Origin of the sequence: Paracoccus pantotrophus (assembly GCF_008824185.1) — a bacterium.
Taxonomy (GTDB): domain Bacteria; phylum Pseudomonadota; class Alphaproteobacteria; order Rhodobacterales; family Rhodobacteraceae; genus Paracoccus; species Paracoccus pantotrophus.
This window is the reverse complement of the sequence record NZ_CP044423.1, coordinates 1048712-1074681: the sequence shown is the minus strand read 5'-3', so window position 1 is coordinate 1074681 and position 25970 is coordinate 1048712. Positions and strand designations below refer to the sequence as shown.

Below are 25970 nucleotides of genomic sequence, written 5' to 3'. Positions count from 1 at the left end.
CATGACCGCAACCCCCTGCATCATCTGCGTCGCCATCACCGGCTCGCTGCCGACCAAGGACAACAACCCGGCGGTGCCGATCACCATCGAGGAGCAGGTCGAATCGACGCAGGAAGCCTTCGAGGCCGGCGCGACGATCGCCCATTGCCACGTCCGCGACGACGAGGGCCGGCCGAGTTCCGACCCCGAACGCTTCGCCCGGCTCAAGGAAGGGATCGAGACGCATTGCCCCGGCATGATCGTCCAGCTCTCGACCGGCGGCCGCTCGGGGGCGGGTCGCGCCCGCGGCGGCATGCTGCCGCTGGCCCCCGACATGGCCTCGCTCTCGGTCGGTTCGAACAATTTCCCGACCCGGGTCTACGAGAACCCGCCGGACCTGGTGGACTGGCTGGCCGCCGAGATGGCGAAATACGATATCAAACCGGAAATCGAGGCTTTCGACCTCAGCCATATCCTCAAGGCGCATCAGATGTGGCAGGCGGGCCAGATCAAGGACCGGCCCTATGTGCAATTCGTCATGGGGGTGAAAAACGCCATGCCCGCCGACCGCGGGGTCTTCGACTATTACGTCCATACGGTGAAGCGCCTTTTCGGCGCCGATGCGCCCTGGTGCGCGGCGGGCATCGGGCCGAACCAGATCGTGCTGAACGACTGGGCGATCTCTGCCGGCGGCCATGCCCGCACCGGGCTCGAGGACAATGTCCGCCTCGACCGCGACAGGCTCGCCCCCTCCAACGCCGCGCTGGTGAAACGCGCCGCGGCGCTTTGCGAGAAATACCGCCGCCCGGTGGCGACCTGGCGCCAGGCCCGGCAGATCCTCGGCCTGCGCCCCCCTGAGCCTGCCGCCTGAGCCCTGCCGCCGGCCTCTCGCATCTTCTTTCTTGTCCAAATATCCTCGGGGGGTCCGGGGGCAGACGGCCCCCCGGTCCCGCCATTGCAAAAGGACCGACCGATGCCCGCCGCAGCCGCCGACAGCGCCCTTTATCGCAGCCTCTTCTCGGATGACGAGACCGCCGCGCTCTTCGCCGACAGCGCCGAGATCCGCGCCATGCTGCTGGTCGAGGGCGCGCTGGCCCGCGCGCAGGCCCGGCTGGGCCTGATCCCCGAAACCGCCGGCGCCTTCATCGAGCGCGCCGCGCGCGAGGTGCAGATCGACCCCGCCGCGCTGGCTGCCGAGACCGCGACCAACGGCGTGCCGGTCCCGGGGCTGGTCGCGGCCTTCCGCAAGGCCATGGAGGCGCCCGATCATGCGCAATACTTGCATTGGGGCGCGACCAGCCAGGATATCATGGAAACCGGTCAGGCGCTGCGGCTGCGCCGGCTGACGGGGATCTGGGACGACAGGCTCGGCCGGCTGGCTGCCGCGCTCGGCCGGCTGGCCCGCGAGCATGCCGATCTGCCGATGGCGGCGCGGACCTACGGGCAGGCGGCGACGCCGACCGGATTCGGTGCCGCGATCGCAGGCTGGGGCCGTCCGCTGCTGCGCCACCGCGCGCGGCTTCAGGCGCTGGCGCCGGAGCTGGCCACCGTTTCGCTGGGCGGCGCGGCGGGCACGCTCTCGGCCATGGGCGCCGAGGGCCCCGCCGTGCGCGCCGGCCTGGCCGCGGCGCTCGGCCTCCATGATCCCGGCCACGGCTGGCACGCCGAACGCGACCGCATCGGCAATTTCGCCGCCTGGATGGCGGGGCTCTGCGCCAGCCTGGGCAAGATGGGCGAGGACCTGATCCTGATGGCGCAAAGCGGCATCGGCGAAATCCGCATCTCCGGCGCCGGCGGTTCCTCGACCATGCCGCAAAAGCAGAATCCGGTCGGCCCCTCGGTGCTGGTGGCGCTGGCGCGGCAGGCGGCGGCGCTGGCCTCGGCGCTGCAGGGCGCCGGCATCCACCGCCAGCAGCGCGACGGCGCGGCCTGGTTCGTGGAATGGCTGACCCTGCCGCAGCTCTGCATCTCGACCGGCCGGGCGCTGGCGCTGGCGCTGGACCTGTCGGGGCGGATCGCACCCGATGCGCAGGCCATGGCGCGCGGGCTCGACGACGGCAGCGGGCTGATCCATGCCGAGGCCTTCACCTTCGCCCTGGCCCGCCACATGCCGCGCCCCGAGGCGCAGGCCAGGATCAAGGCGCTCTGCGCCGAGGCGCAATCCGGCGGCCAGCCGCTGCCGGCGCTGGTCGCCCGCGACTTCCCGGATCTGGACCTTTCCGCCGCCGGCGGGCTCGGCACCGCCCCGGCCGAGGCGCGGGCCTTTGCCGAGGCTGCCGGCGCCTAAAGCCTGATCGTTTCAGGCTGGATCGGGCGTTCCCAGATCGGGGGTGGTCTGCTTCGACATGGCTGCTGGGAAAGGAGGCCGGCATGCATGGCGAGACCTTTGTCCAGCGATCTTCGGACACGCGTTGTTGCGCGCGTTGCTGAGGGAGAGACGGTGCGCGCGGTTGCGTCTATGTTCGGCCTCAGCGTGCCGAGCGTTGTGAAATGGTCCCGGAGATGGCGCGCGACAGGCAGTTGCGAGGCCAGTCCGATGGGCGGTAAGCGGCGCGATGTGATGGCGCCGGGACGGGACGACGCGCTGGCCCGGCTTGCGGAACACCCCTCGCTGCCCCTGCGCCGGCTCCGGGCCGGGCTGGCCGCGCGCGGGGTCAGGGTCAGCTATGGCGCGTTGTGGCGTTTCGTCCATGCCGAGGGGGTGTCGTTCAAAAAAAGGCCGTCCTTGCCGCCGAGACCGGACGGCCCGACATCGCCCGCCGCCGCGCCCGCTGGCGGCGGCACCAGCACAGGATCGACCCGCGCCGGCTCGTGTTCATCGAGGAAACCTGGGTGCAGACAAACATGGCCCCGCGGCGCGGCCGGGGGCCGAGGGGCACCCGCCTGCCGGGCCGTGCGCCACAGGGGCACTGGCGCAGGATGACCTTCGTGGGGGCGCCGCGGATGGAGCGGATCGACGCGCCCTGCGTCATCGATGGCCCGATCAATGGGGATCTGTTCCGCGCCTGTGTCGAGCCGGTGCTTCTTTCCGACCCTGCGTCCGGGCGACGTGGTGGTCATGGACGATCTCGGCAGCCACAAGGGCGGCGCGGTGCGAAAGGCCATGCGGGCGGCAGGCGCGCATCTGCTGTTCCTCCCGCCATACAGCCCGGATCTGAGCCCCATCGAACACGATCGGGGGCTCACTCGAACGCATGGCGTTCGCCCCCTCATATTCGTCGCGCCCAAGCCCCTCATGCGCTCCGCCGCCGAACGCACCGTCGAAGCCGCCTGGAAACGCCTCGGCACATGACCTGACAGCTTCTCCGCAAAGGAGTGCGCCAACCACCTCAAAAACGCAGGCTATGCTTGGATTTGATATGGGCAGGATCTAGGCGGCGCCCCGGCGATCCGCGCGGATGCGCAGCGCGTCCGCCTCGACCGAGACCGGGCAGGCAAGGCCGGTGCCCCAGCCGGGACGAAACCAGCCGGCCATGGCGGCGCGGGGCACGGGCATCGATGCCCGGCCTCGCGCCGCCGCCGGTCAATAGCTGATCGCGGCGCTTTCGCGCAGTTCCGCGACGCTGGGCTTGGGGAAGCCGAAGAACTCCAGATAGGCCGGGATCTGCTCGAACAGCATGTCGGTGCCGACCTGATAGCGGCAGCCGCGGGCGCGGGCGGCGGCAAGCAGGGGCGTGATCTCGGATTTCAGCACCACCTCGCCGACGAAGGTGGCGGGGTCGAGGCGTTCGGGATCCATGGGCAGCGGGTCGCCCTCGGTCATGCCCAAGGGCGAGGCGTTCACCGCCAGGTCGAAGCCCGCCGGGTCGTTCGCGCCGGTCTCCAGCGCGATGCCGGGATAGGCGGCGGCGATACGGCCGGCCAGCGCCTCGGCATTGGCGGCCGCCGGGTCGTAGAGCGCCAGCCGCGCCACGCCCGCCCGGGCCAGCGAGGCGGCGATGGCCGAGCCGACGCCGCCGCAGCCGACGACCAGCGCCGAACGGCCCTGCAGCTCCTGGCCCTTGGCCAGCACGCCGCGCACGAAGCCCTCGCCGTCGAACATGTCGGCCTCGAGCGCGCCGTCCTCGGCCAGCCGCAGCCCGTTTGCCGCGCCGGCGATGCGGGCGGTGACCGAGACGCGGTCGGCCAGCGCCAGCGTGCTGACCTTGTGCGGCATGGTGATCAGGGCGCCGTGGATGTTCGACAGCCGGAACAGCAGGCGCAGGAAATCGGGGTAATCCTCGGGCTTGCAGCCCATCGGCACCACCACGGCGTCGATGCCGCGCCGCCGGAACCACGGGTTGTAGATCATCGGCGATTTGAAGGTCGTGGTCGGATAGCCCAGATGCGCGATCAGTCTGGTGGTTCCGCGGATCATGATGCCTTGCCTTTCCTGCTCGGGGGAAAGGCCCCGGATGGACCGGGGCCTTGCGGTGGAGTTCAGCGGCTGGCGGCGGCCTCGGTCCGCAGGTGGTCGTATTCCGCCTTTGTCACCGGTGCGGCATTCGGCTTGCCCAGATCCTCGATGCGGACCCGGTAGGTCTCGCGCGCCGACCAGGCCGCGGCGGCGGCGATGCAGCAGATGGCGAAGGTGATCGAACCCACCATCAGCGGCACATTGGTCGAGCCGGGAGGGGCGACGGTGGCGAAGAGCGCAGGCAAGAGCGCGGTGATCGTGGTGCCGATGTTCTGCGAGATCGCCATCGAGGACACGCGGGTCCGGGTCGGGAACAGCTCGGGGTAGAAGCTGGGGAAGACCGCGTTATAGCCCTGATAGACCACGCCCCACATCAGAAGCGACATCAGGATCGCCAGCGGCACCGAATGGATCGAGATCGCATAGAGATAGCCGAAGGCCAAGAGGCCCGATCCCAGCGCGCCGACGATGATCGGCGGACGGCGGCCGATGCGGTCCGACAGATTGCCGACCAGCGGGATCGCCAGGCAGGCGACGATATTGCCCAGGACCGGGATCCACAGATAGACGTCCTTGTGGAAGCCGATGCCATAGGCGGCCTGCACGGCATAGGCGGCGCCGAAGACGGTGGCGACGACCGGGATGGTGTTCATCAGCGCCATGCAGATCACCCGGATCATGTCCGGCCAGGTGGTGCGGATCGCCTCGACGACGGGCGAGCGCGGGGTGGCGTGCTCGGCCTCTTCCTGGCGGAAGGCGGGGGTTTCCTCGACCTCGCGGCGGATGATCCAGCCGGCGATGATGACGACGAAGCTCAGCAGGAACGGGATGCGCCAGCCCCAGCTGTTGAAGGCCTCGTCGGGCATGTAATGCGCCAGCGGCAGGAAGACGGCGGCGGCCAGGATCTGGCCGGCCTGCACACCTTGCAGCGTGAAGCTGGCGAAAAAGCCGCGCCGGCCGAAGGGCGCGTGTTCCATGATCATCGAGCTGGCGCCCGAGATCTCGCCCGCCACGGCGAAGCCCTGCACCAGCCGCAGGATCACCAGAAGGATCGGGGCCAGGATGCCGACCTGCTGATAGGTCGGCAGAAGGCCGACCAGCAGGGTCGAGATGCCCATCAGGAACATGCACAGGATCAGCACGTTCTTGCGGCCATGGGTGTCGCCCCAATGGCCCAGCACGAAGGCGCCGATCGGCCGGGCGACATAGCCCACGCCATAGGTCGCCAGCGAGGCGACGATGGCGACGCGCGGGTTTTCCGACGGGAAGAAGATCTGCGGAAACACCAGCGAGGCGGCGGTGGCGTAGATGAAGAAGTCGTAATATTCCAGCGCAGAGCCGATCCAGCCGCTGGCCGCAGCCTTGCCGGATTGATGCCTGCCCTTGGGCGCGATGGCCAGTGAAGCGGTCATGGGTAACCTCCCTGAAGCTGACCACGCCAGCTCCTCTGATTGCGCGGTCTGTGGCAAAAGGTCGCAAAACAAGCGAATAACGTCAAAGACCGTTTAACGCTTTATGTTAACATCAAGTTAATTCATCGGCGCCGGGATCGGCTGGAACGACGTGGCGATTCCGGGCAAGGGATTGATTTTCGTGCCTGCCGCTGGCGAAATTGCCCCGATGGCCCGATGGCCGGTGTTTTTCCGGCAAGGGCGGAAAATCAGCCCTGCTCTGCCAACTGTCGGGCGATTTTCCAGCCGAAGACCATGGCCGGGCCGATGGTGGTGCCGGGCCCCGGATAGGTGCCGCGGAAGATCGAGGCGGCGTCGTTGCCGCAGGCGTAAAGCCCGGGGATCGGCCGGCCCTCGCGGTCCAGCACCTGCGCATCGGCATTGCAGTCGAGCCCGCCGCTGCCGGCCAGATCGACCGGCACCACGCGCAGCGCATAGAAGGGTGCCTGCCGGATCGGGCCCAGGCAGGGATTGGGCTTGACCTCGGGATCGCCGTTGAAGCGGTTCACCACCGTCGAGCCGCGGCCGAAATCGGCGTCGGAACCGGTTTCCGCGAAGCGGTTATTGGCCCGGACGCTTTCGGCCAGCCCCTGCGCATCGACCCCGATGGCGGCTGCCAACGCGTCAAGGTTGCCTGCGCGTCGCAGATAGCCCTGCCGCAGCAGCCGCCGCAACCCGCGCCCGCCCGGCAGGACCAGCCCCAGCCCGTAGCGGCGGATGAAACCGGAATCGACCACCAGCCAGGCCTCGGACAGGCCGGCGCGGATCATGCCCAAGCAGAAATCGTGATAGCTTCCGGCCTCGTTCACGAAGCGACGGCCGTCGCGGCCGACGGCGATCAGCCCCGGCTTGGCGCGGTCGAGGATGATATGCGGCCAGATTGCCTGCGACCCGTCCGGACGGCCGAGCAGCGAGCAGGGCATCCACAGCCCGGCGCTGTCGCAGCCATCGTCCAGCGCCGCGCCGGCGCGCTCGACCGCGAGGGCGATGCCGTCGCCGCTATTGCCCTCGGGCGCCTGCGAGAAGGGGGCGATCTGCGGCGGGAACAGCCGCTCGCGCAGGGCGCGGTTCCAGCCGATGCCGCCGGTGGCCAGCACCACGCCGCGCCGCGCCCGGATGCGGCGCCGGCCCTGCGGGGTCTCGACCACCGCGCCGATCACCGCCTGCCCGTCGCGGATGAGATCAGCCAGCGGGCTGTCGAACCAGATCGGCACCTCGCGCCGGCGCAGGCTGAAAAACAGCCGCGCCACCAGCGCATTGCCCATCAGCAGCCGGGTGCCGCGCCGATGGCCCAGCCGGTCGCGGGCATAGCGCAGCAGGATCTTCAGCGCGGTCGTCAGGTTGCCGGTGCTGGCAAAGGGGGCAAGCAGTGCCCCCAGCTCGCCGCGCCCGACCATCATGCCGCCCAGCCCCATGAACACGTCGCGCGGCGGCCGCACCCGGTCGAATTCGGCCCCGAGCAGCCGGCCGTCGAATTCCACCGGCGCGAGCGCGCGCCCACCATAGGCCGAACCGGGACCGTCCAGATAGTCGGGATGCGCGGCGGCAGCGACGAAGCGGACCTCGGAATGGCGTTCAAGCTCGGCGATGGCCTCGGCCCCGGCGGCCAGGAACGCCTCGCGCCGTGCATCGCCGCCGCGGTTGCCGACGACATGGCGCAGGAAGGCGGCGGCGTCCTCGGCGCTGTCGGGCACCCCGGCCCGGTGGCTCAGCTCGGTGCCCGGCACCCAGGTCGTGCCGCCCGAGGTGGCAGTGGTGCCACCGACCATGCCGGTCTTTTCGCAAAGCAGCACCGACAGGCCGGCGATGGCGCCGCTCAGCGCCGCCGTCATGCCGCCCGCGCCGGCGCCGATCACCAGAAGATCGACCTCTTCGTCGAAAGCCATGTCCGTCATGCGCGCTCCCTCCTCTTTGCCCCGATGCGCGGCGGAACTTGCCACAGCTGGCATGAAAATGGAAGATGCTTTTATAATTGAACATCATTCCATATAGTGTAGGCCGGAGGAGACAGCATGACACAGGATACAAGGCGGCCGCGCCGCATTCTTCTGACCGGCGGCACCGGTTTCATCGGCCTGAGGGTGGCGGCCGCGCTGGCGGCGCAGGGCATCGTCCCGCGCCTTTTCGACCTCGAAGCCGCGATCCGCCGCACCGTGCTGCCAAAGGGCTGCGAGGCGGCGGCGGGGGATGTGACCGATGCCGATTCGCTGGCGCGGGCCGGCGAGGGCTGCGACGGCATCGTGCATCTTGCCGGGCTGATGACGGTGGATTGCGCCGCCGACCCGGCGCGGGCGGTGCGGGTCAATGTGCTGGGCTCGGCGCATGTCTTCGAACTGGCGCGCCGGCTGCGGGTGCCGGTCGCCTGGCTCAGCACCGCCGGGGTGTTCGGGCCGGACAGCGCCACGCTGCCGCGGCCGATGACCGTCTATGGCGTGACCAAGCTGGCGGTCGAGGGGCTGGCGCGGGTCCATGCCGCGGATCACGGCCTGCCCAGCCTGGGGCTGCGGCCCTATATCGTCTACGGGCCGGGGATCAGCAGCGGCATCGCGGCCGGGCCGTCCATCGCGCTGGCGGCCTCGGTCCGGCGCGAGCCGGCGGTGATCCGCTTCTCGGGCCGGGTGGGCTTCGTGCATGTGGATGACGTGGCGCGGCTGCTGGCCGCGGCGATGCTGCGGCCGATGCAGGGCGCGACGGTGCTGACCATGGCCGGCGACACGCGCGGGATGGCGGATTTCACCGCCGAGCTGGCGCGGCAGAGCGGCTGGGACGGCATCGCCATCGACGGCCCGCCGCTGCGCATTCCGGCGGATCTGACCTCGGACCCGGTGCCGGACTGGCTGGGCGCGCAGCCGGTCACGCCGATCGAGGAGGGCATCCGCCGCACGCTGGCGGAACTGGGCGGCTAGGCTTTCGGCATGCCCTTGGGCCGCAGGGTGCGCTTTTGCGCGGCGATGCGGAACGGGGCGTTCGGCGCGCCATAGCCGGCGTAATCGCCGCGGCGCTGCACGATCTCCAGGAAGAAGCCGCCGGGCAGGGCGGTCGAGTAGAATTGCAGGAACTGCCCGCCGGCATCCTCGTCATACATGATGTGATGGGCGCGCAGCCGGGCGGTGAAATCCGGATCGAGCCCGAAGCGCGCCTCGACATCGTCGTAGTAATTCGCCCCGATGCGCAGGAAGGGGAAGCCGCGCGCCGCCATCTCGGCCGCGGTGGCGAAGATGTCGTCGCTGGCGAAGGCGAGGTGCTGGACCGAGGAGCCGAAGGTCTCGTGCAGAAACTGCCCGGCCAGGGTGCGCCGCGTCTCGGCGCCGTTCAGGGTGATGCGCAGCCCGCCGGCCTGGATGGCCTGGCTGCGCACCAGCCCGTCGGGATCGACCACATCGACCATCGGCGCCTTTTGGGCCGTGAACAGGGTGGTGTAGAACAGCGACCAGCTGAGCATTTCGTCATAGGCCATGGTCTGGCCCAGGTGATCGACGCCGGCAAGCCCGGCGCCCGGCGGCGCGGGGGCGTCGAGGGCGAAATCCACCTCCCAGATCCGGCCCAGCTCGCCCTGGCGGTCCAGCAGGCGGATCACGTTGCTGCCGGCGCCGCGGATGCCGGGGATATCCAGCTCCTGCGCGGCATGGGGCGCGACATGCGGCTCGGCCCCCAGTGCCAGGGCGCGGTCGAAGGCGGCGCGGGCGTCGGGGACCATCAGCCCGATTTCGGACACGCCGGTGCCATGCGTGACCCAGGCGCTGTGGGCGTAGCCCCCGGGCTCGGCATTGACCAGCAGGTTGACGCCGCCCTGCCGCCACAGCGCCACCTGCTTGCTGAGATGCCGCCCGGCCTTTTCGAAGCCGGCCGCGGCGAGCAGGGTCTCCAGCGGCCCGGCATCCTCGACCGAGGTGGCGAATTCGACGAACTCCACCCGCTCGACCGGGGCCGGGGCGGGAAAGGCGGGCAGATCGACGGAGAGCGAAGGCTCGGCCCGGCGCACGCGGTCCATCAGCGCCACCAGGCTGCGATGGCCGTCGCGGGCCACCAGGCGCGGCAGGCCGGCGCGGAACTGGTCGTTGAAGATTTCCAGACTCAGCGGCCCGTCATAGCCGGTGGCCATGACCGCGCGGGTGAAGTCGGCGACGTCCAGGTCGCCCTCGCCCGGCATGTTGCGGAAATGCCGCGACCAATAGAGCAGGTCCATCTCGATCAGCGGCGCATCGGCCAGTTGCACGAAGAAGATGCGGTCGCCGGGAATGCGGCGGATGCTGTCGGGGTCGAGCTTGCGGCCGAGTGTGTGGAAGCTGTCGAGGATCAGGCCGACATTCGGGTGATCGGCGCGGCGCACGATCTCCCAGGCGTCGCGGTGGTCGTTGACATGCCGGCCCCAGCACAGCGCCTCGTAGCCGATGCGGATGCCGCGCTCTGCCGCGATCTCGCCCAGTTCGCGGAAATCGGCGGCGGCGCGGTCGATGCCGCCAAGCGCCTCGGGATGGGTCGAGGAGCAGACGAGCACCAGGTCGGTGCCCAGCTCGGCCATCAGGTCGAACTTGCGCTGCGCCCGGGCGAAGGCGCGGCTGCGCAAGGGCTCGGGCAGGCCCTCGAAATCGCGGAAGGGCTGGAACAGGGTGATCTCCAGCCCATGGTCGCGGACCATGCGGCCGACCTCGGCCGGGGTGAAGTCCGAGGCGAGGAAATCCTGCTCGAAGATCTCGATCCCGTCGAATCCGGCCTGCTGGATCGCGGTGAGTTTCTCGGTAAAGCTGCCCGAAATCGACACGGTGGCAATCGAGGTCTTCATTCCGCACCCCTTTCCCTGATACGCCAAGCGTCGCAGAGAATCGGCGTAACGGCAAATGCCGATTCTGCGCTGTGATTAACCTTGCGTTAATTCAAAGCGGCGAGAAGGCCAGCGGACGCAGGATCACATGCCGTCCCGGCTGCGGCGCTGCCGGCACCGGCTCGGCGCTGCGCGGCATCAGCGCGACGGGACCGCGCGCATCGCCCGAGACCGGCTGCCACAGTGCCTCTGCCCCGGCCGGGTCCGCGCCGATCACCAGCGCGGCGCAATCGGCGGCGAAAAGCGCCGCGCCGGGGGCGGGCGCGGCATGGGCGCGCAAGCGTCCCGCCAGCGCCGCATGGAAGCGCGGCGAGGCGCGGTCGAGCCGCAGGAAACGGTTCTGCTGCGCATCGACCAGCGCGAAGGCGGCGGGGATGAAACCCCTGGTCCAGCCTTCCTCCTGCGCCAGCGCGGCGCGGCGGGATTCGCGTTCGGTCCAGTCGGCATAGCTCCACAGGTGATGGATGGTGTTCAGCGGCCCGGTCTCGGCCAGCCAATAGCCCATCAGAGGCAGGTGCCGTGTCACCAGCGGCAGGCCGCGTTCGGCCAGCAGGGCCAGGTAATCGCCTGCCGCGCCGGGTTTCAGCCGATAGCTGCGCCATTCATGGATCATGCCGGTCCCTCCTGCCGCGCAGATTGGCGTGGGCGGCGGCGCGCGGAAATGGACCGCGCGTCGGAAAGATTGGACTCAGCCCTCGGATCGCGCGGCCTGCTTGCGGAAGGCGCCGGGCGAGATGCCGACGCGCTGGGTGAAGAAGCGGTTGAAATAGGCCGGATCGTCGAAGCCGGTCAGATGCGCCACCTGTGCCACCGTGCTTTCGGTATAGACCAGATAACGCTTGGCCTCGATCACGATGCGCTCGTAAAGCAGCTCGGATGCGGTCTTGCCGCTGCGCGCCTTGCAGGCCGCGTTCAGCCGCGCCGGGGTGACGGCCAGCTCGCCGGCAAAGAAGCCCAGCGAACGCTGGCTGCGGAAATGCTCTTCGAGCAGCGCGCGATAGCGCACCAGCAGGTCGTAGTCGCGGTCCGGCGTGGCGGTGCCGGCGTCCTGATGCGCGATCGACAGCCGCAGCACCACCACCAGGATGCGCATGTATTGCGCCAGGATCGCCGTGCGCCGGCCCGGCGCCGACCAGATGAATTCGCGGTGCAGCCAGTGAAAGGTGTCGATCACCGCCGGAATGTCGAGGCCGGTCCCGGCCAGCGGATAGACGGCCGGCCGGCCCGCCGCCGTCGCCAGCCGCGGATCGCCGGCCGATGCCGTGCGCAGGCAGCCAAGCGCCGCCGTCACCGCGAACCCGTCGGTGCCGGGATCGAAGTCGATCTGGTGTACGACGCCCGCCGGCACCACCAGGATGCCGGGGGCGGGGATCGGCAGCTGGCGGTCCTCCATGCGGATGCCGCCGCCGCCCGATTTCACCAGCAGCACCTGCATGTGATCGGGATGGGCATGCGGACGAATCCTCCAATCGTTCGGGCCGCTGCGCTCGCGGATCGGCTCGATATGAAGCAGGTCCAGTTCGACATCCGCCTCCTGATCTCCATAGAGATAGTAATGCGGGATGCCGCCCGCCGCCTTGTCGCCCATGCGTTCCTCCGTCCCCCGGTCGGTTGCGAATAGTGCAAGAATTGCGCGCCAGCGTCCATTGGTTCGCGATGTCCCCCGCAGTAGCAGGAAGGCAGCGAAAAAGGGAGGGAGCCAATGGGCGCGCAGGAGCATTGCGACGTGCTGGTGATCGGCTCGGGCGCCGGCGGGCTGGCCACGGCGATCACCGCCAGAAAGCACGGGCTGTCGGTGATCGTGATCGAGAAGGAGCCGGTCTTCGGCGGCACCACCGCCTTTTCGGGCGGCGTGCTGTGGATCCCCGGCAACCGCCACGGCCGGGCGCTGAACCCGGATGACACGCGCGCGGCGGCGCGGGCCTATCTGCGGGCCGAGACCGGCAATTTCCACCAGCCCGAGGCGGTCGAGGCCTTCCTGGAGGCCGGACCGAAGATGCTGGACTGGTTCGAGGCCGAGACCGAGGTGAAGTTCGTCCCCACGCTTTACCCCGATTATCACCCGACCGTGCCCGGCGGGGTGGATGTCGGCCGCTCGGTGCTGGCGGCGCCCTATGACAGCAGCGCGCTGGGGGAAAACCTGCGCCGCCTGCGGCCGCCCTTGGCGACCATCACCTTCATGGGGATGATGTTCAATTCCTCGAACGCGGACATCCGGCATTTCTTCAACGCCACCCGCTCGCTGACCTCGTTTGCCTATGTCGCGAAGCGGCTGGCCGCCCATGCGGCCGAGGTCGTCCGCCACGGCCGCGGCGTGCAGGTAACCAGCGGCAACGCCCTGGCGGCGCGGCTGGCCAAGACCTGCTTCGACCTCGGCATCCCGATCCTGACCGAGACCCCGGCGCTGCATCTGCTGAAGCAGGGCGGCCGCGTTACCGGTGCGCAGGTCGGCGGCGCGCAGCCGCGCAGCATCATGGCCGCACGCGGCGTGGTGCTGGCCTGCGGCGGCTATGCGCAGGACCTGGCCCGCCGTGCCGGGATCTATGCCCATCTGAAGGCGGGGGGCGCGCATCACTCGCCGGTGCCCCCGGGCAATACCGGCGACGGCATCCGGCTGGGCGAGGCGGTCGGCGGCGCCTTCGAGGCCGAATACCCGCAGCCCGCCGCCTGGATGCCGGTCAGCCTGGTGCCGGGCAAGGGCGTATTTCCGCATCTTCTGGACCGCTACAAGCCCGGCATGATCGCGGTGCGGTCCGACGGGCGGCGCTTTGTCAACGAAAGCGACAGCTATCACGATGTGGGTGCGGCCATGGCCGCGGGCGACGGCGCGGCCTGGCTGATCTGCGACCATCGCACGATCCGCAAATACGGCCTTGGCCATGCCAAGCCGGCGCCGATGCCGCTATGGCTCTGGACCCGCAGCGGCTATCTGAAGCGCGGCCGGACGCTGGCCGGTCTGGCGCGGGCCTGCGGCATCGACCCGGCAGGGCTGGAGGCGACGGTCGCGGCCTATAACCGCGGCGCGCGCGAGGGGCGGGACGAGCAGTTCCGCCGCGGCGAGACCAGCTTCAACCGCTATCTCGCCGATCCGGAGCACAAGCCGAACCCCTGCGTGGCGCCGGTCGAGCGCGGCCCGTTCTACGCCGTGCGCATGGAAATGGGGGATCTGGGCACTTTCGACGGGCTCAGGACCACGGTCGAGGGCGCGGTGCTGGACCGGCAGGGCGCGGCGATCGCGGGGCTCTATGCCGTGGGCAACGACCGCGCCAGCATCATGGGCGGGAACTATCCGGGCGCGGGCATCACGCTGGGCCCGGCCATGACCTTCGGCTGGATCACCGGCCGCCATCTGGCCGGGCGCGCGGCCGCAACGGAGGATGCAGCATGAGCTGGCTTGGACTGGAAGGCAGGACCGTCGTCATCACCGGTGCCGGCGGCGGTATCGGGCAGGCGCTGGCGCGGAGCTTTGCCGCCGAAGGGGCGCGGGCGATCCTGCTGGACCGCGATCTTGACCGCTCCGGGCCGCTGGCCGAGCAGCTGGGCGGCGGCGCCTTGGCGCTGGCCTGCGATCTGGCCGATCCGGGCAGCGTCGCTGCCGCCGCCGGGCGGGTCGAGGCCGAGGGCGGCGCCGACGTGCTGGTCAACAGCGCCGCCATCCTGCGCCCCGGCGCGCTGGAGAGCGTCAGTCCCGAGGATTGGTCGGCCATGCTGGCGGTGAACCTGACCGGCTACCTGACCGCGGCGCAGGCTTTCGGGCGCGGCATGTTAGGGCGCGGGCGCGGCGCACTGGTCCATGTCGCCAGCATCGCCGCCAGCCAACCGCAGCCGGCCAGCGGCGCCTATTCCGCCTCGAAGGCGGCGGTGGCGATGCTGTCGCGGCAACTGGCCGCCGAATGGGGGCCGCGCGGCCTGCGCTCGAACTGCGTCAGCCCCGGGCTGGTGCTGACGCCGATGTCCGCCGCCTTCTATGCCGATCCTGAGGTCAAGGTCCGGCGCGAGGCCATGGTGCCGCTGCGCCGCATCGCCTCGCCGCAGGACATGGCGGATGCGGTGCTGTATCTCGCCTCGGACCGGGCGGCCTATGTGACCGGGCAGGACATCGTGGTCGATGGCGGCTTGTCGCAAAGCCTGATGGGGCTGGTGCCGAGGCCGGGCTATGCCTAGCGAGGCGCTGGTCACCGGCGGGGCCGAGGGCATCGGCTGGGCCATCGCGCAGGCGCTTGCGGCGCAGGGCTGCCGGGTCACGATTGCCGATCTCGACGGCGACAAGGTGGCGCTGCGGGCGGCGGAACTGGGCGCGGGGCATCGCGGCATCCGCTGCGACGTCACCGACGAGGTTCAGGCGCGAGCGGCGGCGGCCGTCGCGCCTTTCGGCATCCTGGTGAACAATGCCGGCATCGGCGACAGCCACCTGCCGACGCTGGACCAGGATCTGACCGCCTTTCGCCGGGTGCTGGACGTGCATCTGTCGGGAACCTTCCTGATGACGCGGCAGGTGGCGCGCGGCATGCTGGCGCGCGGGCGCGGGGCGGTGGTGAACCTGTCCTCGATCGCCGGGCTGACCGGCCTGCCGCGGCGCAATGCCTATGGCGCGGCCAAGGCCGGCATCGTGGCGATGACCCGGGCCATGGCCTGCGAATGGGCGGGGCAGGGGCTGCGCGTGAACGCCGTCGCCCCGGCCTTCGTCGAGACCGCGCTGGTCCGGACGCTGGCCGAGGCGGGCCGGATCGACCTGCCGGCCATCCGCCGCCGCACGCCGCTGGGCCGGCTGATCGAGGCGCGCGAGGTGGCGGCGGCGGTGGCCTTCCTGGCCTCGGACGCGGCCTCGGGCATCACCGGGGCGGTGCTGCCGGTCGATGGCGGCTGGACCGCCTTCGGCGATTTCGGCGAGGCGAGCCGCCCCGATTGAGCGCGGCCCCGCCGGTTTGCGCGCCGGCTGCACAAGGAACGGGCAGGCGCCTTGCGCCAAGCCGGATTTCCGGCCCCTCCGATGGCCCTGGGGCCGGAAGGGCGCGACAATCGGGCATGAGCCATCTCCGATTCGACGGGGACTTGCCATGATCGAACTGGTCTTCATCGCCTGCATGGGCGGCGCCCCGGCTGATTGCCGGGAACACAGCCTGATCTATACCGAGGTCACGCCCCTGGTCTGCATGCGTGGCGCGCAGCCGGCGCTGGCGCAATGGGTCGAGACCCATCCCGACTGGCGCATCGCCCGCTGGTCCTGCCAGACGCTGCGCCGCGAGCGCAGCATCTGACGGGGCGGCGCCTCAGGCTGCCTCCTCGATATGGCCGCCCAGGAACAGCTGGCCGACGCGCGGATCCTTGAGCAGCGCGTCGGCCCTGTCGAACATCCGCGTCTGGCCCAGTTCCAGCACCAGCCCGTAATCCGACATGGCCAGCGCCGCCTTGGCGTTCTGTTCCACCATCAGCACCGTCACCCCCTGGTCGCGCAGCCGGATCAGGGTCTGGAACACCTCCTGCACCAGATTGGGCGACAGCCCGATCGAGGGCTCGTCGATCAGGATCAGCTTGGGGTCCAGCAGCAGGGCGCGGGCGATCTCCAGCTGCTTCTGCTGGCCGCCCGACAGCTCGATGGCCTTCTGGTCGCGGCGCTCGCGCAGCATGGGAAACTGGTCCATGACCTGCTCCATCCGTTGCCGGACCCGGGACTGGTCGCGGGCGGTGATGCCGCCCAGCTCGAGATTGTGGAACACCGACAGCTGCGGCACCACGTTGCGGCCCTGCGGCACATAGGTGACGCCGCGGGCGATCATCTCGGCCGGGCGCTTGCGGGTCACGTCCTCGCCCTCCAGCAGGATCTGGCCGGAATGGATGTTCAGCAGCCCGAAGATCGCCTTGAACACCGTGGATTTCCCGGCGCCGTTCGGCCCGATCACCGTGGTGATCGATGCCTTGGGAATGCTGAACGAGGTGCCGTTCAGGATGGTGATGCGGCCATAGCCGCCGGTGACGTCCTTGAGTTCCAGCATGTCAGCCCCCCAGATAGGCGTCGATGACCATCTGGTTCGCCCGGATCTCCTCGGGCGAGCCTTCGGCGATGATCTCGCCTTGCGCCAGCACGATGATGCGGGTGCAAAGCGACATGACGAATTCCATGTTGTGCTCGATCACCACGAAGGTGGTGCCGTGCTCGCGGTTATAGGTCATCAGCCGCTCTTTCAGATGCGCCAGCATGGTCAGGTTCACCCCGCCCGCCGGCTCGTCCAGCAGCACGATGCCGGGCCCGGCCATGAAGGCCATCGCGGCATCGACCAGCTTCTGCTGGCCGTAGGAGAGCGAGCCCGCCTCGGTGTCGCGATAGGGGGTCAGGTTGAAGAACTCGATCAGCTGCTCGGCCTTGTCGGTCAGGCCGGCGTCGGACTTGCCGAAAAGCCGGCTCAGCATCGAGCCCTCGTGCTCCTGTCCGGCCAGGATGACGTTGTCGAGCACCGTCATGCGCGGAAAGACCGACAGCTGCTGGAAGGTGCGGCCGACCCCCATCAGCGACAGGTCGGCCGGCCGCACGCCGTCCGTGGACTGGCCGTTGATCTGGCAATGGCCGGCGCTGGGGCGCAGCTGGCCCAGGATGCAGTTGAACAGCGTCGACTTGCCCGAGCCGTTTGGCCCGATCAGGCCCAGGATCTCGCCCTTCTGGACGTCGAAGCTGACATCGTTCACGGCGCGGATGCCGCCGAACTGCTTCGAGATGTTGCGGACGGAAAGCACGGAGGCCGTCATAGCTGGAATCCCTTCTTCATGTCGCGGCGCGTCTCGTGCCGGGGCCGGAACTGGTTCCAGATTTTCTGCCCCAGCCCGATCAGGCCCTGGGGCGAGAACACCATCAGCACGATCACCAGAGCTGAATAGATGATGAGGTAATAGCCCTCGGTAAAGCGCAAGAGTTCCGGCAGCAGGATCACCACCGCCGCGCCCAGCATCGGGCCGAAGAAGAAGCCGGCGCCGCCCACCACCACCATCAGAAGCAGCTTCAGCGAATGGATCAGCGCGAAGCTGCCCGGCTCGATGAACTGCACCAGCGGCGATTGCAGCGCCCCGGCCAGCCCCCCGAAGGCCGAGCCGATGGCGAAGGCCAGAAGCGTCTGGCGGCGGATCTTCAGCCCCAGGCTTTCGGCGCGGATCGGGTTCTCGCGCAGCGCCTTGAAGGCCCGGCCCCAGGGCGAGCGCAGGATCCACCACATCACGAAGGCCGAGACCAGGAAGCAGGCCAGCGCGAAATAGTAGAAATTCAGGTTGCTGTCGGTCGCGATGCCGAAAACCGAGGGGCGCGGCATGCCGACCAGCCCGAAGGAACCGCCGGTGATCTCTTCCTCGTTGCGCAGCACCAGGAACAGCAGCGTGTTGAACGCCAGCGTCACGAAGGCCAGGAAATGGTGCTGCACCCTCAGCGCCGGCCAGCCGAGCAGCAGCCCGACCGCGAAGCAGGAGGAGATCGAGATCAGCGCCGCCGCGATCCAGGGCACGCCCGCCAGCGTCAAGAGCGCGGTGACATAGGCGCCGATGCCCATGAAGCCCGCCTGCGCCAGGCTGACCTGCCCGGCATAGCCCAGCGTCAGGTTCAGCCCCATGGCCGAGATCGAGAACAGCAGCCACGAGGTCAGCGTATAGATGATGTAATTGCCCTGGCCGATGGGCGCGGCGACCAGCGCCGCGATGCCCAGGACGATCAGGATGATGCGGGTGCGGGTCATACGGCGCGTCCCTCCTTGGTGCCGAGCAGCCCCTGCGGGCGCAGCAGGATGATGGCGATGAGCAGGATCAGCGGCATGGCCGAGCGGTATTCGGCCGAGACATAGACCGCCGAGAGATTGTCGATCACGCCGATCAGCAGCCCGCCCACCAGCGCGCCGCGGATCTGGTTGAAGCCGCCGACGATGGCGGCGATGAAGGCCACCAGGCCCAGCGTCTCGCCATTCGAGAACTTGGCCAGGTAGATCGGCGAGATCAGCACCGAGGCGATGGTCGCCAGTGCCGCGTTGATCAGGAAGGTATACATCACCATCCGCTTCACATCGACGCCCAGGATCTCGGCCACGGCCGGGTTCTGGGCGCTGGCCTGCATGCAGCGCCCGGTGCGGGTGCGGTTCAAGAACAACTGCAAGCCGCCGATGGCCAGCATCGAGACGATCAGGTTGCCGATATCCTGCGCCGAGACGCTGGCGCCGGCGAAGTGATAGACCTTCTGCGGAAAGATCGCCGGGAAGGGCTGGGCGGTGGCGCCGTAGAATTCCTTGACGCTTTCCTTCATCAGCAGGCCAAGCGCGATGGTGGCGATGACCAGCGGCAAGGTGCCATGCGGCAGCATCGGCTCGACCACCAGCTTCTTGAAGGCGACGCCCAGGATCAAGAGCGACAGCAGCAGCGCAAAGCCGATGGCGGGCCACATCGGCAGCCCCAGCCCCATGCCGACCAGCACGAAGAAGGCCGGCAGCATGACGAATTCGCCCTGCGCGAAGTTGATGGTCTGCGATGCCTGCCACAGCAGGGTGAAGCCCACCGCGGCAAGGGCATAGATGGAACCGGCGGCAAGGCCGGAGATCAGGATCTGGATTAACTCGGCCATGAGAGCCTCACGTCAGGTTGACGGATACGGGGGCAGGCCGGCGGAATGCCGGTGCCAGCCTGCCTCGCGTGCTGTGCGGGCCGATCAGTTCGGCGGCAGGATGGCCTTGACCACCTGCTTGCCGTCCTGGACCTCGACGAAGAAGCTTTCGCGCGACATCTCGCCGGTCTCGTCCCAGCTGACGTCCATCAGCACGCCGGGGCATTCGGCCACCGTCAGCGTCAGGCCGTGCATCTTGTCGGCGATGGCCTGGCTGTCCGCCTCGCCCACCATCTCGGCCACGCATTTGAGGGTATAGGCGGCCGTGTAGCCCTTGATGGCGTTGTGGTCGGGCGTGTAGTTGAACTTGGCCTTGAACTTCTCGACCATCTCGGTCATTGCCGGGATATTGGCGTCGGGGGTCAGGCCGACATGGCCCATGGCGCCGTTGGCGGCGTCGCCGGCCAGCTCGATGACCTTGTGGCCGATCAGCGTCGTCTCGCCCACCAGCGGCAGGGTCACGCCCTGCTTGCGGGCCTCGCGCAGGAAGCGGGCGCTTTCCTCCTCGGTCAGGTAGACGAAGGCGGCGTCGGCCTGGATGCCCTTCAGCTTGACCACATCGGCCGAGAAATCGGTCTGCGCCTGTTCGGTGGGCAGGTCGGCGACGATCTCGAAGCCATGGGCCTCGGCCTCCTTCAGGAAGGATTCGTGCCCGCCCTTGCCGAATTCGGTGTTGGCCCAGACCACGGCGACCTTCTTCACCCCCATTTCCTCGGCCATGTATTTGGCCATCTTGGGCACGCCCTTCTGCGAGCCGAAGGCGGTGCGGAAGATGTAGGGGTTGCCCATCCCGGTGATCGAGGGCGCCTCGGAGCCGGTGAATTGCGGGATGCCGGCCTGTTTCGCCACCAGCATGTTCACCACCGTCGAGGACGAGAACACCGTGCCGGTGATCGCCACCACCCCGTCGTCGATGGCCTTCTGCACCATGGCGCGGCTGACCTGCGGGTCGGTCTGGCTGTCATATTCGGTGATGGCGACCGGTTCGCCCAGCACGCCGCCGTCGGCGTTGATCTCCTCGAAGCCCATCCGCACGCCGTCGCGGAAATTGGTGCCGGCGGCGGCGCCGGGGCCGGAAAGCTCGACGATCGAGCCGATCTTCAGCTCGGCCAGCGCCGGCACGGTGGTCAGCGCCAGCGCGGCGGCGGTTGCGGTCAGTGTCCTGATCATTGCGTTTCTTTCCTCCCTGGTTCGGATCCTGTTTTTCATGGGATCTCCTCTTCCTCTCCATAATCTGCCATGTCGCGTTCCACGCGAACATTGCAAAACGCGCAAAGATACATAATCGGGCGGTTATGCAGCGCCCTTGCGCCGCTCAGTCCAGCGCGATCTGCCGGACCCCCATCAGCAGTTCGGCCAGCAGCACCGCCTGCGCCTCGAACATGCCCGAGCCCGGCATCGTGCCGCAGCCTGTGGCGCGGGCGGCGGCGATCAGCGGCGGGATGGCCGGTCGCGTGACCACGTCGGCGACGAATTGCTCGGCGGTCAGCAGCCCGGCCTCGACCGGCAGCGGATCGCCTTCGCGCATGCCCAGCGGCGTCGCGTTCGCCACCAGCGCAAAGCCGCGCGGATCGGTGCCGCCGATGCGGACCCGGCCGGGAAAGGCGGCGTCCAGCCGGGCGATCAGCGCGTCGCGCCGCGCCGCATCGATGTCGTGCAGCGCCAGTTCCGAGGCGCCGCGCGCCAGGATCTCATAGGCGATGGCCGAGCCGGCGCCGCCGGTCCCGACCAGCAGCGCCGGCTTGCCGGCGACGTCGAAGCCCTGCGCGGCGATGCCGTCCATGTAGCCCTGCCCGTCGGTCGCGTCGCCGACCCAGCCCCCGTCCCGGCGCAGCATGATGTTCACCGCGCCCGCGGCCTGCGCCCGCGCGGTGACGCGGCTGCAGAAGGCCAGGCAGGGCGCCTTGTGCGGCACCGTCACCACGATACCCGGACAGTTCTGGACCGCCGCGGCCTGCGCCAGCCAGCCGGGCAGATCCTCGGGCAGGACGTGGATCGGCACCACCATGCCGTTATGGCCGCGATCCGCCATGATCTGGCTGAGCGATGCCGGCGATTTCACCTGCCCGATCGGATGGCCGATGATCGGGAAGAATGCCGTCTCTCCGTCGATGCGCAGCGGTTGGGCCATGCTGGTTCCTCTTTCCCTGTTGCGGACAGCGCCCCCGGGGCTGGCCGCGCCTTGAAACAATCACGCGCCCCGCCGTCAGGAAATGGACGATAGGGGCGGAACATTGGATTTTCGCGCCTCTGCGCCGCGGGGGCGATTCCGGCACCTCATCCGGTTCGAAGCGGAAGATCGCAGAAAATGGAATATCATTCAATATTAAAATTGACTTCCGATTTTATTTCTGACTTGATGCCCGGGAAGGCCGGAAGGAGGGTGTCCATGGATCGGATCGGGGTTGTCGTCATCGGCGCAGGTGTCATCGGGCGCACGCATATCGATACGCTGACGCGCATGTCGGGGCTGCGGCTGGCGGCGCTGGTCGATCCCGCCCCCTCGGGCCGGGCGCTGGCCGAATCGCTGGGCGTGGCCTGCCTGCCGGACGTGGCGGCGCTGATCGATTCGGGGCTGGCGCAGGCCGCCATCGTGGCGACGCCGAATGAGACGCATCTGCCGGTCTCGGCCGCGTTGCTGCGCGCCGGCATCCCGGTGCTGCTGGAAAAGCCGGTGGCCGAAAGCCTCGATTCGGCGCGGCAGCTGATCGCGGTGGCGGATGAGACCGGGGTGCCGCTGCTGGTCGGCCATCACCGCCGGCACAATCCGATCATCCGCGCCGCGCATGGGGCGATCCGCGGCGGCCTGCTGGGTGATCTGGTCATGGCGACCGTGACTTGCTCGCTGGCCAAGCCCGACGATTATTTCCAGGCGCCCTGGCGGCGCAGCAAGGGTGCGGGCGGGCCGCTGCTGATCAACCTGGTGCACGAGATCGACCTGCTGCGGCATTTCTTCGGCGAGATCGCCGAGGTGCAGGCCATCGCCAGCCATGCCCGCCGCGGCTTCCCGGTCGAGGACACGGCGGCGGTCTGCCTGCGCTTTGCGGAGGGCGGGCTGGCGACGCTGTGCATCTCGGACGCGGCGGTCGGGCCTTGGGCCTGGGATCTGACGGCGGGCGAGAACATGGCGCGGTTTCCGGCGCATCGCGTCCCGGCGCATCACTATGCCGGCAGCCGGGCGGGGCTGTCGCTGCCCGACCTGCTGCTGTGGCAGCCGCCCGGCGCGCCGGACTGGACGCAGGAACTGCAACCCCGGCCGCTGCCCGTCAGCCACGGCGATCCCTATGAGGCGCAGCTGGTGCATTTCGCCGATCTGGTGCGCCATGGCGGGACGCCGCGCGTCTCGGCCCGCGACGCCACCGCCAACCTGATCGTGCTGGACGCCATTCGCGCGGCGGCCGAGACGGGGCAACGTGTCGCGGTTGACCTTTCGGCGCTGAATCGCGAACCTGAAACCGCCTTCAACAGCGGAAGAGGATCATGAGCAGCGTTCTGGAAAAAGCCCTCGCCATCGTCGAACTTCTGGTCGATCACCCGATGGGCCTGCCGGTCACCACCATCGCGGCGGTGACCGAACAGCCGGCCAGCGGCGTGCACCGTACCCTGCAGGAACTGGCGCGGCTGGGCTATGTCCGGCAGCTGCAGGCGGGCGGCGACTACGCGCTGACCATCAAGCTGCCGGCCCTGGGCCTGGGCTTCATGGGGCGCGCCGGCATCACCGATGTCGCCCAGCCGGTGCTGGACCAGCTGGCCGCCGACAGCGGCGAGCTGATCCGGCTGTCGGTGATCGACGGCGAGCGGCTGATCTGGGTGGCGGTGGCACAGGGCGCGACGCGCGGCTTGCGCTACGATCCGGGGCAGGAGCAGGGCGTGGTCGTGCACCTTGCCAGTTCGGCCGGAGGCAAGGCCTGGCTCGCCAGCATGAGCGACGACGAGGCGCTGGCGTGCGTCGGCGCGCAGGGCCTGCTGCGCCAGGCCGAGGGCATGGGGCCGAACGCGCCGACCAGCATCACCCTGCTGCTGCAGCAGCTGGCCGAGGCGCGGGCGCGCGGCTATGCCACGGCGGTGGACAGCTATATCGCCGGCATGGCGGCCATGGCGGTGCCGGTGCGCTATCACGGCGACGGGCCGGTGCTGGGCTGCCTGTCCATCGCCGGTCCGGCGGTGCGCATGACGCCCGAGCGGATGGCGGAACTGGCGCCGCGCCTTCAGGCCGCGGCCGGGGAACTGGGCGCCGCCGCCGCGGGAACCAAGTATTTTCAGGCAAATGTCAGGGCGATCGACGCCGATGCCGAGGACGGGCGGAAAAGCGCATAGGCTTTTTCCCGGCTCGCGCCCCTGACGGGCAGGAGAGAATGGAAGCTTCATCCGAACGCAGGCTGGCCTGCGATGTGCTGGTCATTGGCTCGGGGGCCTCGGGCCTGGCGGCTGCAGTCACGGCGGCGCATTTCGGCCTGCGCGTGGTGCTGGCCGAGAAGGCGCCGGTTTTCGGCGGCACCTCGGCCTGGTCCGGGGGCTGGTTGTGGATCCCGCGCAATCCCTTGGCCCGCGCCGCCGGCATCGACGAGCCGCCGGAAGCGCCCCGTGAATACCTGCGCAGCGAACTGGGCAATCGCGCTAGCGACCCGCGGCTGGAGGTGTTCCTGGAAAACGGCCCCGAGATGGTGGCCTTCTTTCAGGACCATACCGCGATGCGCTGGATCGACGGCAATGCGGTCCCGGATTTCCACGAGACTCCGGGCGCCGCGAAAGGCGGGCGTTCGGTCACGGCCATGCCCTATGACGGGCGCGAGCTGGGCGACTGGATCGGCAAGCTGCGCCCGCCGCTGGACGTGGCGAGCCTTTGGGGCATGGGCATCGCCAGCGGCGCCGACATGCGGCATTTCTTCCGCGCCAGCCGCAGCCCGCGCTCGGCGCTCTACGCGACGGGGCGGATCGCCCGGCATCTGCGCGACCTGGCGCTGCACCGGCGCGGCATGCAGCTGGTCAACGGCAATGCGCTGGTGGCGCGGCTGCTGCGTTCGGCGCTGGACAAGGGGGTCACGCTGCTCGACAGCGCGCCGGTCCTGGCGCTGCAGCGGCAGGACGGCCGTGTCGCGGGTGCGCGGCTTTCGACGCCGCGGGGCGCATTGCTGGTCGAGGCGCGGCGCGGCGTGGTGCTGGCCACCGGCGGCTTCCCGCATGATCCGGCGCGGCTCGACGCGCTGGCGCCGCAGGCGGGCGGCGGGGCGGGGCATTTCTCGGCCGCGCCACGGGCCAATACCGGCGACGGGCTGCGGCTGGCCGAGGGCGCGGGGGCTGCCGTCGATGGCGAGCTGGCCTCGAACGTCGCGCTGGCGCCGGTGTCGCTGGTGCCGCGCCGGGACGGACCGCCCGCGCATTTCCCGCATCTGGTCGAACGCGCCAAGCCCGGCATCATCGCCGTGACCCCGCAGGGCCGGCGCTTCGTCAGCGAGGCCGACAGCTATCACGATTTCATGCGGGCGCTGATCGCCGCCACGCCGCCGGGCGAGCCGCCGCATTGCTGGCTGATCGCCGACCACAAGGCGCAGCGCCGCTGGGGGCTGGGCTGGTCCAAGCCCTTCCCATTCCCGCTGGGGCCGGCGATCCGCAGCGGCTATCTGAAGCGCGGCCGCACGCTGGAGGAATTGGCCCGCGCCTGCGCCATTCCCGGCGTGGCGCTGGCCGAGACCGTGGCCCGCTTCAATGCCCATGCCGAACGCGGCGAGGATCCCGACTTCCAGCGCGGCGAAAGCCTCTACAACCGCGTGCAGGGCGATGCGGAGCATGGGCCGAACCCTTCGCTGGGGCCGCTGCTGCGGGGGCCGTTCTACGCGGTCAGGATCGTGCCCGGCTCGCTCGGCACCTTTGCCGGGGCCAGGACCGATGCGGCGGCGCGGGTGCTGGACCGGGACGGCCTGCCGATCCCCGGCCTTTACGCCGTGGGCAACGACATGGCCTCGGTCATGGGCGGGCATTACCCGTCGGGCGGCATCACGCTGGGGCCCGGCATGACATTCGGCTATATCGCCGGCCGCGTTCTGGCCGGCCTGCCCGTGACCGGGCTTTCACAGGAGGAAACGTCATGAGCTATTACGAACTCGCCACCCTCGACACGGTGATCTTCGGCGCCGGCAAGGCCGCGCCGGGCATCGAGGCCTGGGTGGCGCAGGGGCAGGGCCGGCTGTGCGGCGCCTGGGGCACCGATATCGGCACGCTGAACCGGGTCTTTGTGCTGCGCGCCTTCGAGAGCCTCGCGCAGCTTCATGAGGAACGCGAGCGCGCCCTGCGCTCGGACAACCCCTTCGGCTGCGCCGATGAGCTGGTGCGGCTGTCGATGGAAAGCTATCGCGCGCTGGATTTCCTGCCGCCGGTCCAGCCCGGCAGCTTCGGCCCGGTCTACGAGTTCCGCACCTACAGGACCAGGGTGAACGGCATCCTGCCCACCATGGAGAAATGGCGCGCGGCGGTGCCGGAGCGCGAGGCCTATTCGAAGCTGACCGTCGCCATGTACGGGCTGGACGGCGAACCGCGCCTGACCCAGATCTGGCCCTATGAAAGCCTGGCCGCGCGCAGCGAGGCGCGGGCGAAATCGGTCGCGGACGGCAAATGGCCGCCCAAGGGCGGGCCGGACTGGTTGTCGCCCGACATGACCAGCCAGATCGCGCTGCCGCTCGGCTTCTCTCCGCTCAAGTGAGG

At 69.5% G+C, this 25970-nt stretch carries 24 protein-coding genes and 1 pseudogene; 12 read left to right on the top strand and 13 right to left on the bottom strand.

The features are described from left to right. The first annotated feature begins 1 nt into the window (after position 1). From ESD82_RS05170 to ESD82_RS05160, 3 genes and pseudogenes are all read left to right on the top strand, one after another. The gene (locus ESD82_RS05170) at positions 2-850 is read left to right on the top strand and encodes a BKACE family enzyme (protein WP_147428830.1); all 849 of its coding nucleotides are present in this window, start codon (positions 2-4) and stop codon (positions 848-850) included. A gap of 102 nt (positions 851-952) precedes the next feature. Further along, positions 953-2266 carry a lyase family protein gene (locus tag ESD82_RS05165; RefSeq protein WP_147428831.1) on the top strand — a complete coding sequence of 438 codons (1314 nt, stop codon included), beginning with the start codon at positions 953-955 and terminating at the stop codon, positions 2264-2266. Between the two features lie 87 nt (positions 2267-2353). Further along, positions 2354-3268: pseudogene (locus tag ESD82_RS05160) on the top strand (IS630 family transposase); the annotation flags it as partial. An 81-nt stretch (positions 3269-3349) separates the two neighbouring features. Here the strand turns inward: ESD82_RS05160 and ESD82_RS22425 are convergent. The 4 genes from ESD82_RS22425 to ESD82_RS05145 form a co-directional block, all read right to left on the bottom strand. Then, the gene (locus ESD82_RS22425; protein WP_276330387.1) at positions 3350-3475 is read right to left on the bottom strand and encodes a hypothetical protein; all 126 of its coding nucleotides are present in this window, start codon (positions 3473-3475) and stop codon (positions 3350-3352) included. Between the two features lie 27 nt (positions 3476-3502). Then, positions 3503-4336, bottom strand: coding sequence for a shikimate dehydrogenase family protein (locus ESD82_RS05155; RefSeq protein WP_147428832.1), 834 nt, complete (start codon positions 4334-4336; stop codon positions 3503-3505). Positions 4337-4398: 62 nt separating this feature from the next. Beyond that, positions 4399-5787, bottom strand: a complete 1389-nt coding sequence (locus ESD82_RS05150) for an MFS transporter (protein WP_147428833.1) — start codon at positions 5785-5787, stop codon at positions 4399-4401. A 248-nt stretch (positions 5788-6035) separates the two neighbouring features. Continuing rightward, entirely contained in the window at positions 6036-7721 is a 1686-nt protein-coding gene (locus tag ESD82_RS05145; RefSeq protein ID WP_147428834.1) for an FAD-binding protein, read from the bottom strand. Positions 7722-7838: 117 nt separating this feature from the next. Between ESD82_RS05145 and ESD82_RS05140 the strand changes: the two genes are divergently transcribed. Then, complete coding sequence (locus ESD82_RS05140) at positions 7839-8732, top strand: NAD-dependent epimerase/dehydratase family protein (RefSeq protein WP_147428835.1); 894 nt, start codon at positions 7839-7841, stop codon at positions 8730-8732. On the opposite strand, the gene ESD82_RS05135 is transcribed toward ESD82_RS05140, so the two are convergent. The 3 genes from ESD82_RS05135 to ESD82_RS05125 all read right to left on the bottom strand — a co-directional run bounded on the left by ESD82_RS05135 (position 8729) and on the right by ESD82_RS05125 (position 12236). Next, positions 8729-10609, bottom strand: coding sequence for a bifunctional sugar phosphate isomerase/epimerase/4-hydroxyphenylpyruvate dioxygenase family protein (locus ESD82_RS05135; RefSeq protein ID WP_147428836.1), 1881 nt, complete (start codon positions 10607-10609; stop codon positions 8729-8731). The genes ESD82_RS05140 and ESD82_RS05135 overlap by 4 nt on opposite strands. A 91-nt stretch (positions 10610-10700) precedes the next feature. Further along, entirely contained in the window at positions 10701-11261 is a 561-nt protein-coding gene (locus ESD82_RS05130; RefSeq protein ID WP_147428837.1) for an NIPSNAP family protein, read from the bottom strand. A 75-nt stretch (positions 11262-11336) separates the two neighbouring features. Continuing rightward, positions 11337-12236 (bottom strand): helix-turn-helix domain-containing protein, encoded by a 900-nt coding sequence (locus ESD82_RS05125; RefSeq protein WP_147428838.1) that lies wholly within the window; start codon positions 12234-12236, stop codon positions 11337-11339. Positions 12237-12350: 114 nt separating this feature from the next. On the opposite strand from ESD82_RS05125, the gene ESD82_RS05120 reads away from it, so the two are divergent. From ESD82_RS05120 to ESD82_RS05105, 4 genes are all read left to right on the top strand, one after another. Beyond that, entirely contained in the window at positions 12351-14036 is a 1686-nt protein-coding gene (locus ESD82_RS05120) for an FAD-dependent oxidoreductase (protein WP_147428839.1), read from the top strand. Further along, positions 14033-14812 (top strand): SDR family NAD(P)-dependent oxidoreductase, encoded by a 780-nt coding sequence (locus ESD82_RS05115; protein ID WP_147428840.1) that lies wholly within the window; start codon positions 14033-14035, stop codon positions 14810-14812. The genes ESD82_RS05120 and ESD82_RS05115 overlap by 4 nt, the downstream gene beginning before the upstream one ends. Beyond that, positions 14805-15557 carry an SDR family NAD(P)-dependent oxidoreductase gene (locus tag ESD82_RS05110; RefSeq protein WP_147428841.1) on the top strand — a complete coding sequence of 251 codons (753 nt, stop codon included), beginning with the start codon at positions 14805-14807 and terminating at the stop codon, positions 15555-15557. The genes ESD82_RS05115 and ESD82_RS05110 overlap by 8 nt, the downstream gene beginning before the upstream one ends. Positions 15558-15705: 148 nt before the next feature. Further along, the gene (locus tag ESD82_RS05105) at positions 15706-15906 is read left to right on the top strand and encodes a hypothetical protein (RefSeq protein WP_147428842.1); all 201 of its coding nucleotides are present in this window, start codon (positions 15706-15708) and stop codon (positions 15904-15906) included. Between the two features lie 12 nt (positions 15907-15918). Here the strand turns inward: ESD82_RS05105 and ESD82_RS05100 are convergent, their stop codons facing one another. The 6 genes from ESD82_RS05100 to ESD82_RS05075 all read right to left on the bottom strand — a co-directional run bounded on the left by ESD82_RS05100 (position 15919) and on the right by ESD82_RS05075 (position 21402). Continuing rightward, positions 15919-16641, bottom strand: a complete 723-nt coding sequence (locus tag ESD82_RS05100) for an ABC transporter ATP-binding protein (RefSeq protein WP_147428843.1) — start codon at positions 16639-16641, stop codon at positions 15919-15921. Position 16642: 1 nt separating this feature from the next. After that, positions 16643-17389: an ABC transporter ATP-binding protein gene (locus ESD82_RS05095; protein WP_024845237.1), complete on the bottom strand. Its 747-nt coding sequence runs from the start codon at positions 17387-17389 to the stop codon at positions 16643-16645. Beyond that, complete coding sequence (locus ESD82_RS05090) at positions 17386-18360, bottom strand: branched-chain amino acid ABC transporter permease (protein WP_147428844.1); 975 nt, start codon at positions 18358-18360, stop codon at positions 17386-17388. The genes ESD82_RS05095 and ESD82_RS05090 overlap by 4 nt, the downstream gene beginning before the upstream one ends. After that, entirely contained in the window at positions 18357-19232 is an 876-nt protein-coding gene (locus ESD82_RS05085; protein WP_024845235.1) for a branched-chain amino acid ABC transporter permease, read from the bottom strand. Before ESD82_RS05085 ends, ESD82_RS05090 begins: the two co-directional genes overlap by 4 nt. 84 nt (positions 19233-19316) lie before the next feature. Then, positions 19317-20441 (bottom strand): ABC transporter substrate-binding protein, encoded by a 1125-nt coding sequence (locus ESD82_RS05080; protein ID WP_024845234.1) that lies wholly within the window; start codon positions 20439-20441, stop codon positions 19317-19319. 145 nt (positions 20442-20586) lie between these two features. After that, positions 20587-21402: a shikimate dehydrogenase family protein gene (locus ESD82_RS05075; protein ID WP_024845233.1), complete on the bottom strand. Its 816-nt coding sequence runs from the start codon at positions 21400-21402 to the stop codon at positions 20587-20589. 258 nt (positions 21403-21660) lie between these two features. Between ESD82_RS05075 and ESD82_RS05070 the strand changes: the two genes are divergently transcribed. From ESD82_RS05070 to ESD82_RS05055, 4 genes are read left to right on the top strand one after another with little or no spacing between them, the layout of a single operon-like run. Next, positions 21661-22755, top strand: a complete 1095-nt coding sequence (locus tag ESD82_RS05070; RefSeq protein WP_167521696.1) for a Gfo/Idh/MocA family protein — start codon at positions 21661-21663, stop codon at positions 22753-22755. Beyond that, positions 22752-23588, top strand: a complete 837-nt coding sequence (locus ESD82_RS05065) for an IclR family transcriptional regulator (protein WP_024845231.1) — start codon at positions 22752-22754, stop codon at positions 23586-23588. The genes ESD82_RS05070 and ESD82_RS05065 overlap by 4 nt, the downstream gene beginning before the upstream one ends. A gap of 38 nt (positions 23589-23626) precedes the next feature. Beyond that, on the top strand, positions 23627-25360 hold the full coding sequence (locus ESD82_RS05060) for an FAD-dependent oxidoreductase (RefSeq protein WP_147428846.1): 1734 nt from the start codon (positions 23627-23629) through the stop codon (positions 25358-25360). Continuing rightward, the gene (locus tag ESD82_RS05055; RefSeq protein WP_147428847.1) at positions 25357-25968 is read left to right on the top strand and encodes an NIPSNAP family protein; all 612 of its coding nucleotides are present in this window, start codon (positions 25357-25359) and stop codon (positions 25966-25968) included. Before ESD82_RS05060 ends, ESD82_RS05055 begins: the two co-directional genes overlap by 4 nt. Positions 25969-25970 lie beyond the last annotated feature (2 nt).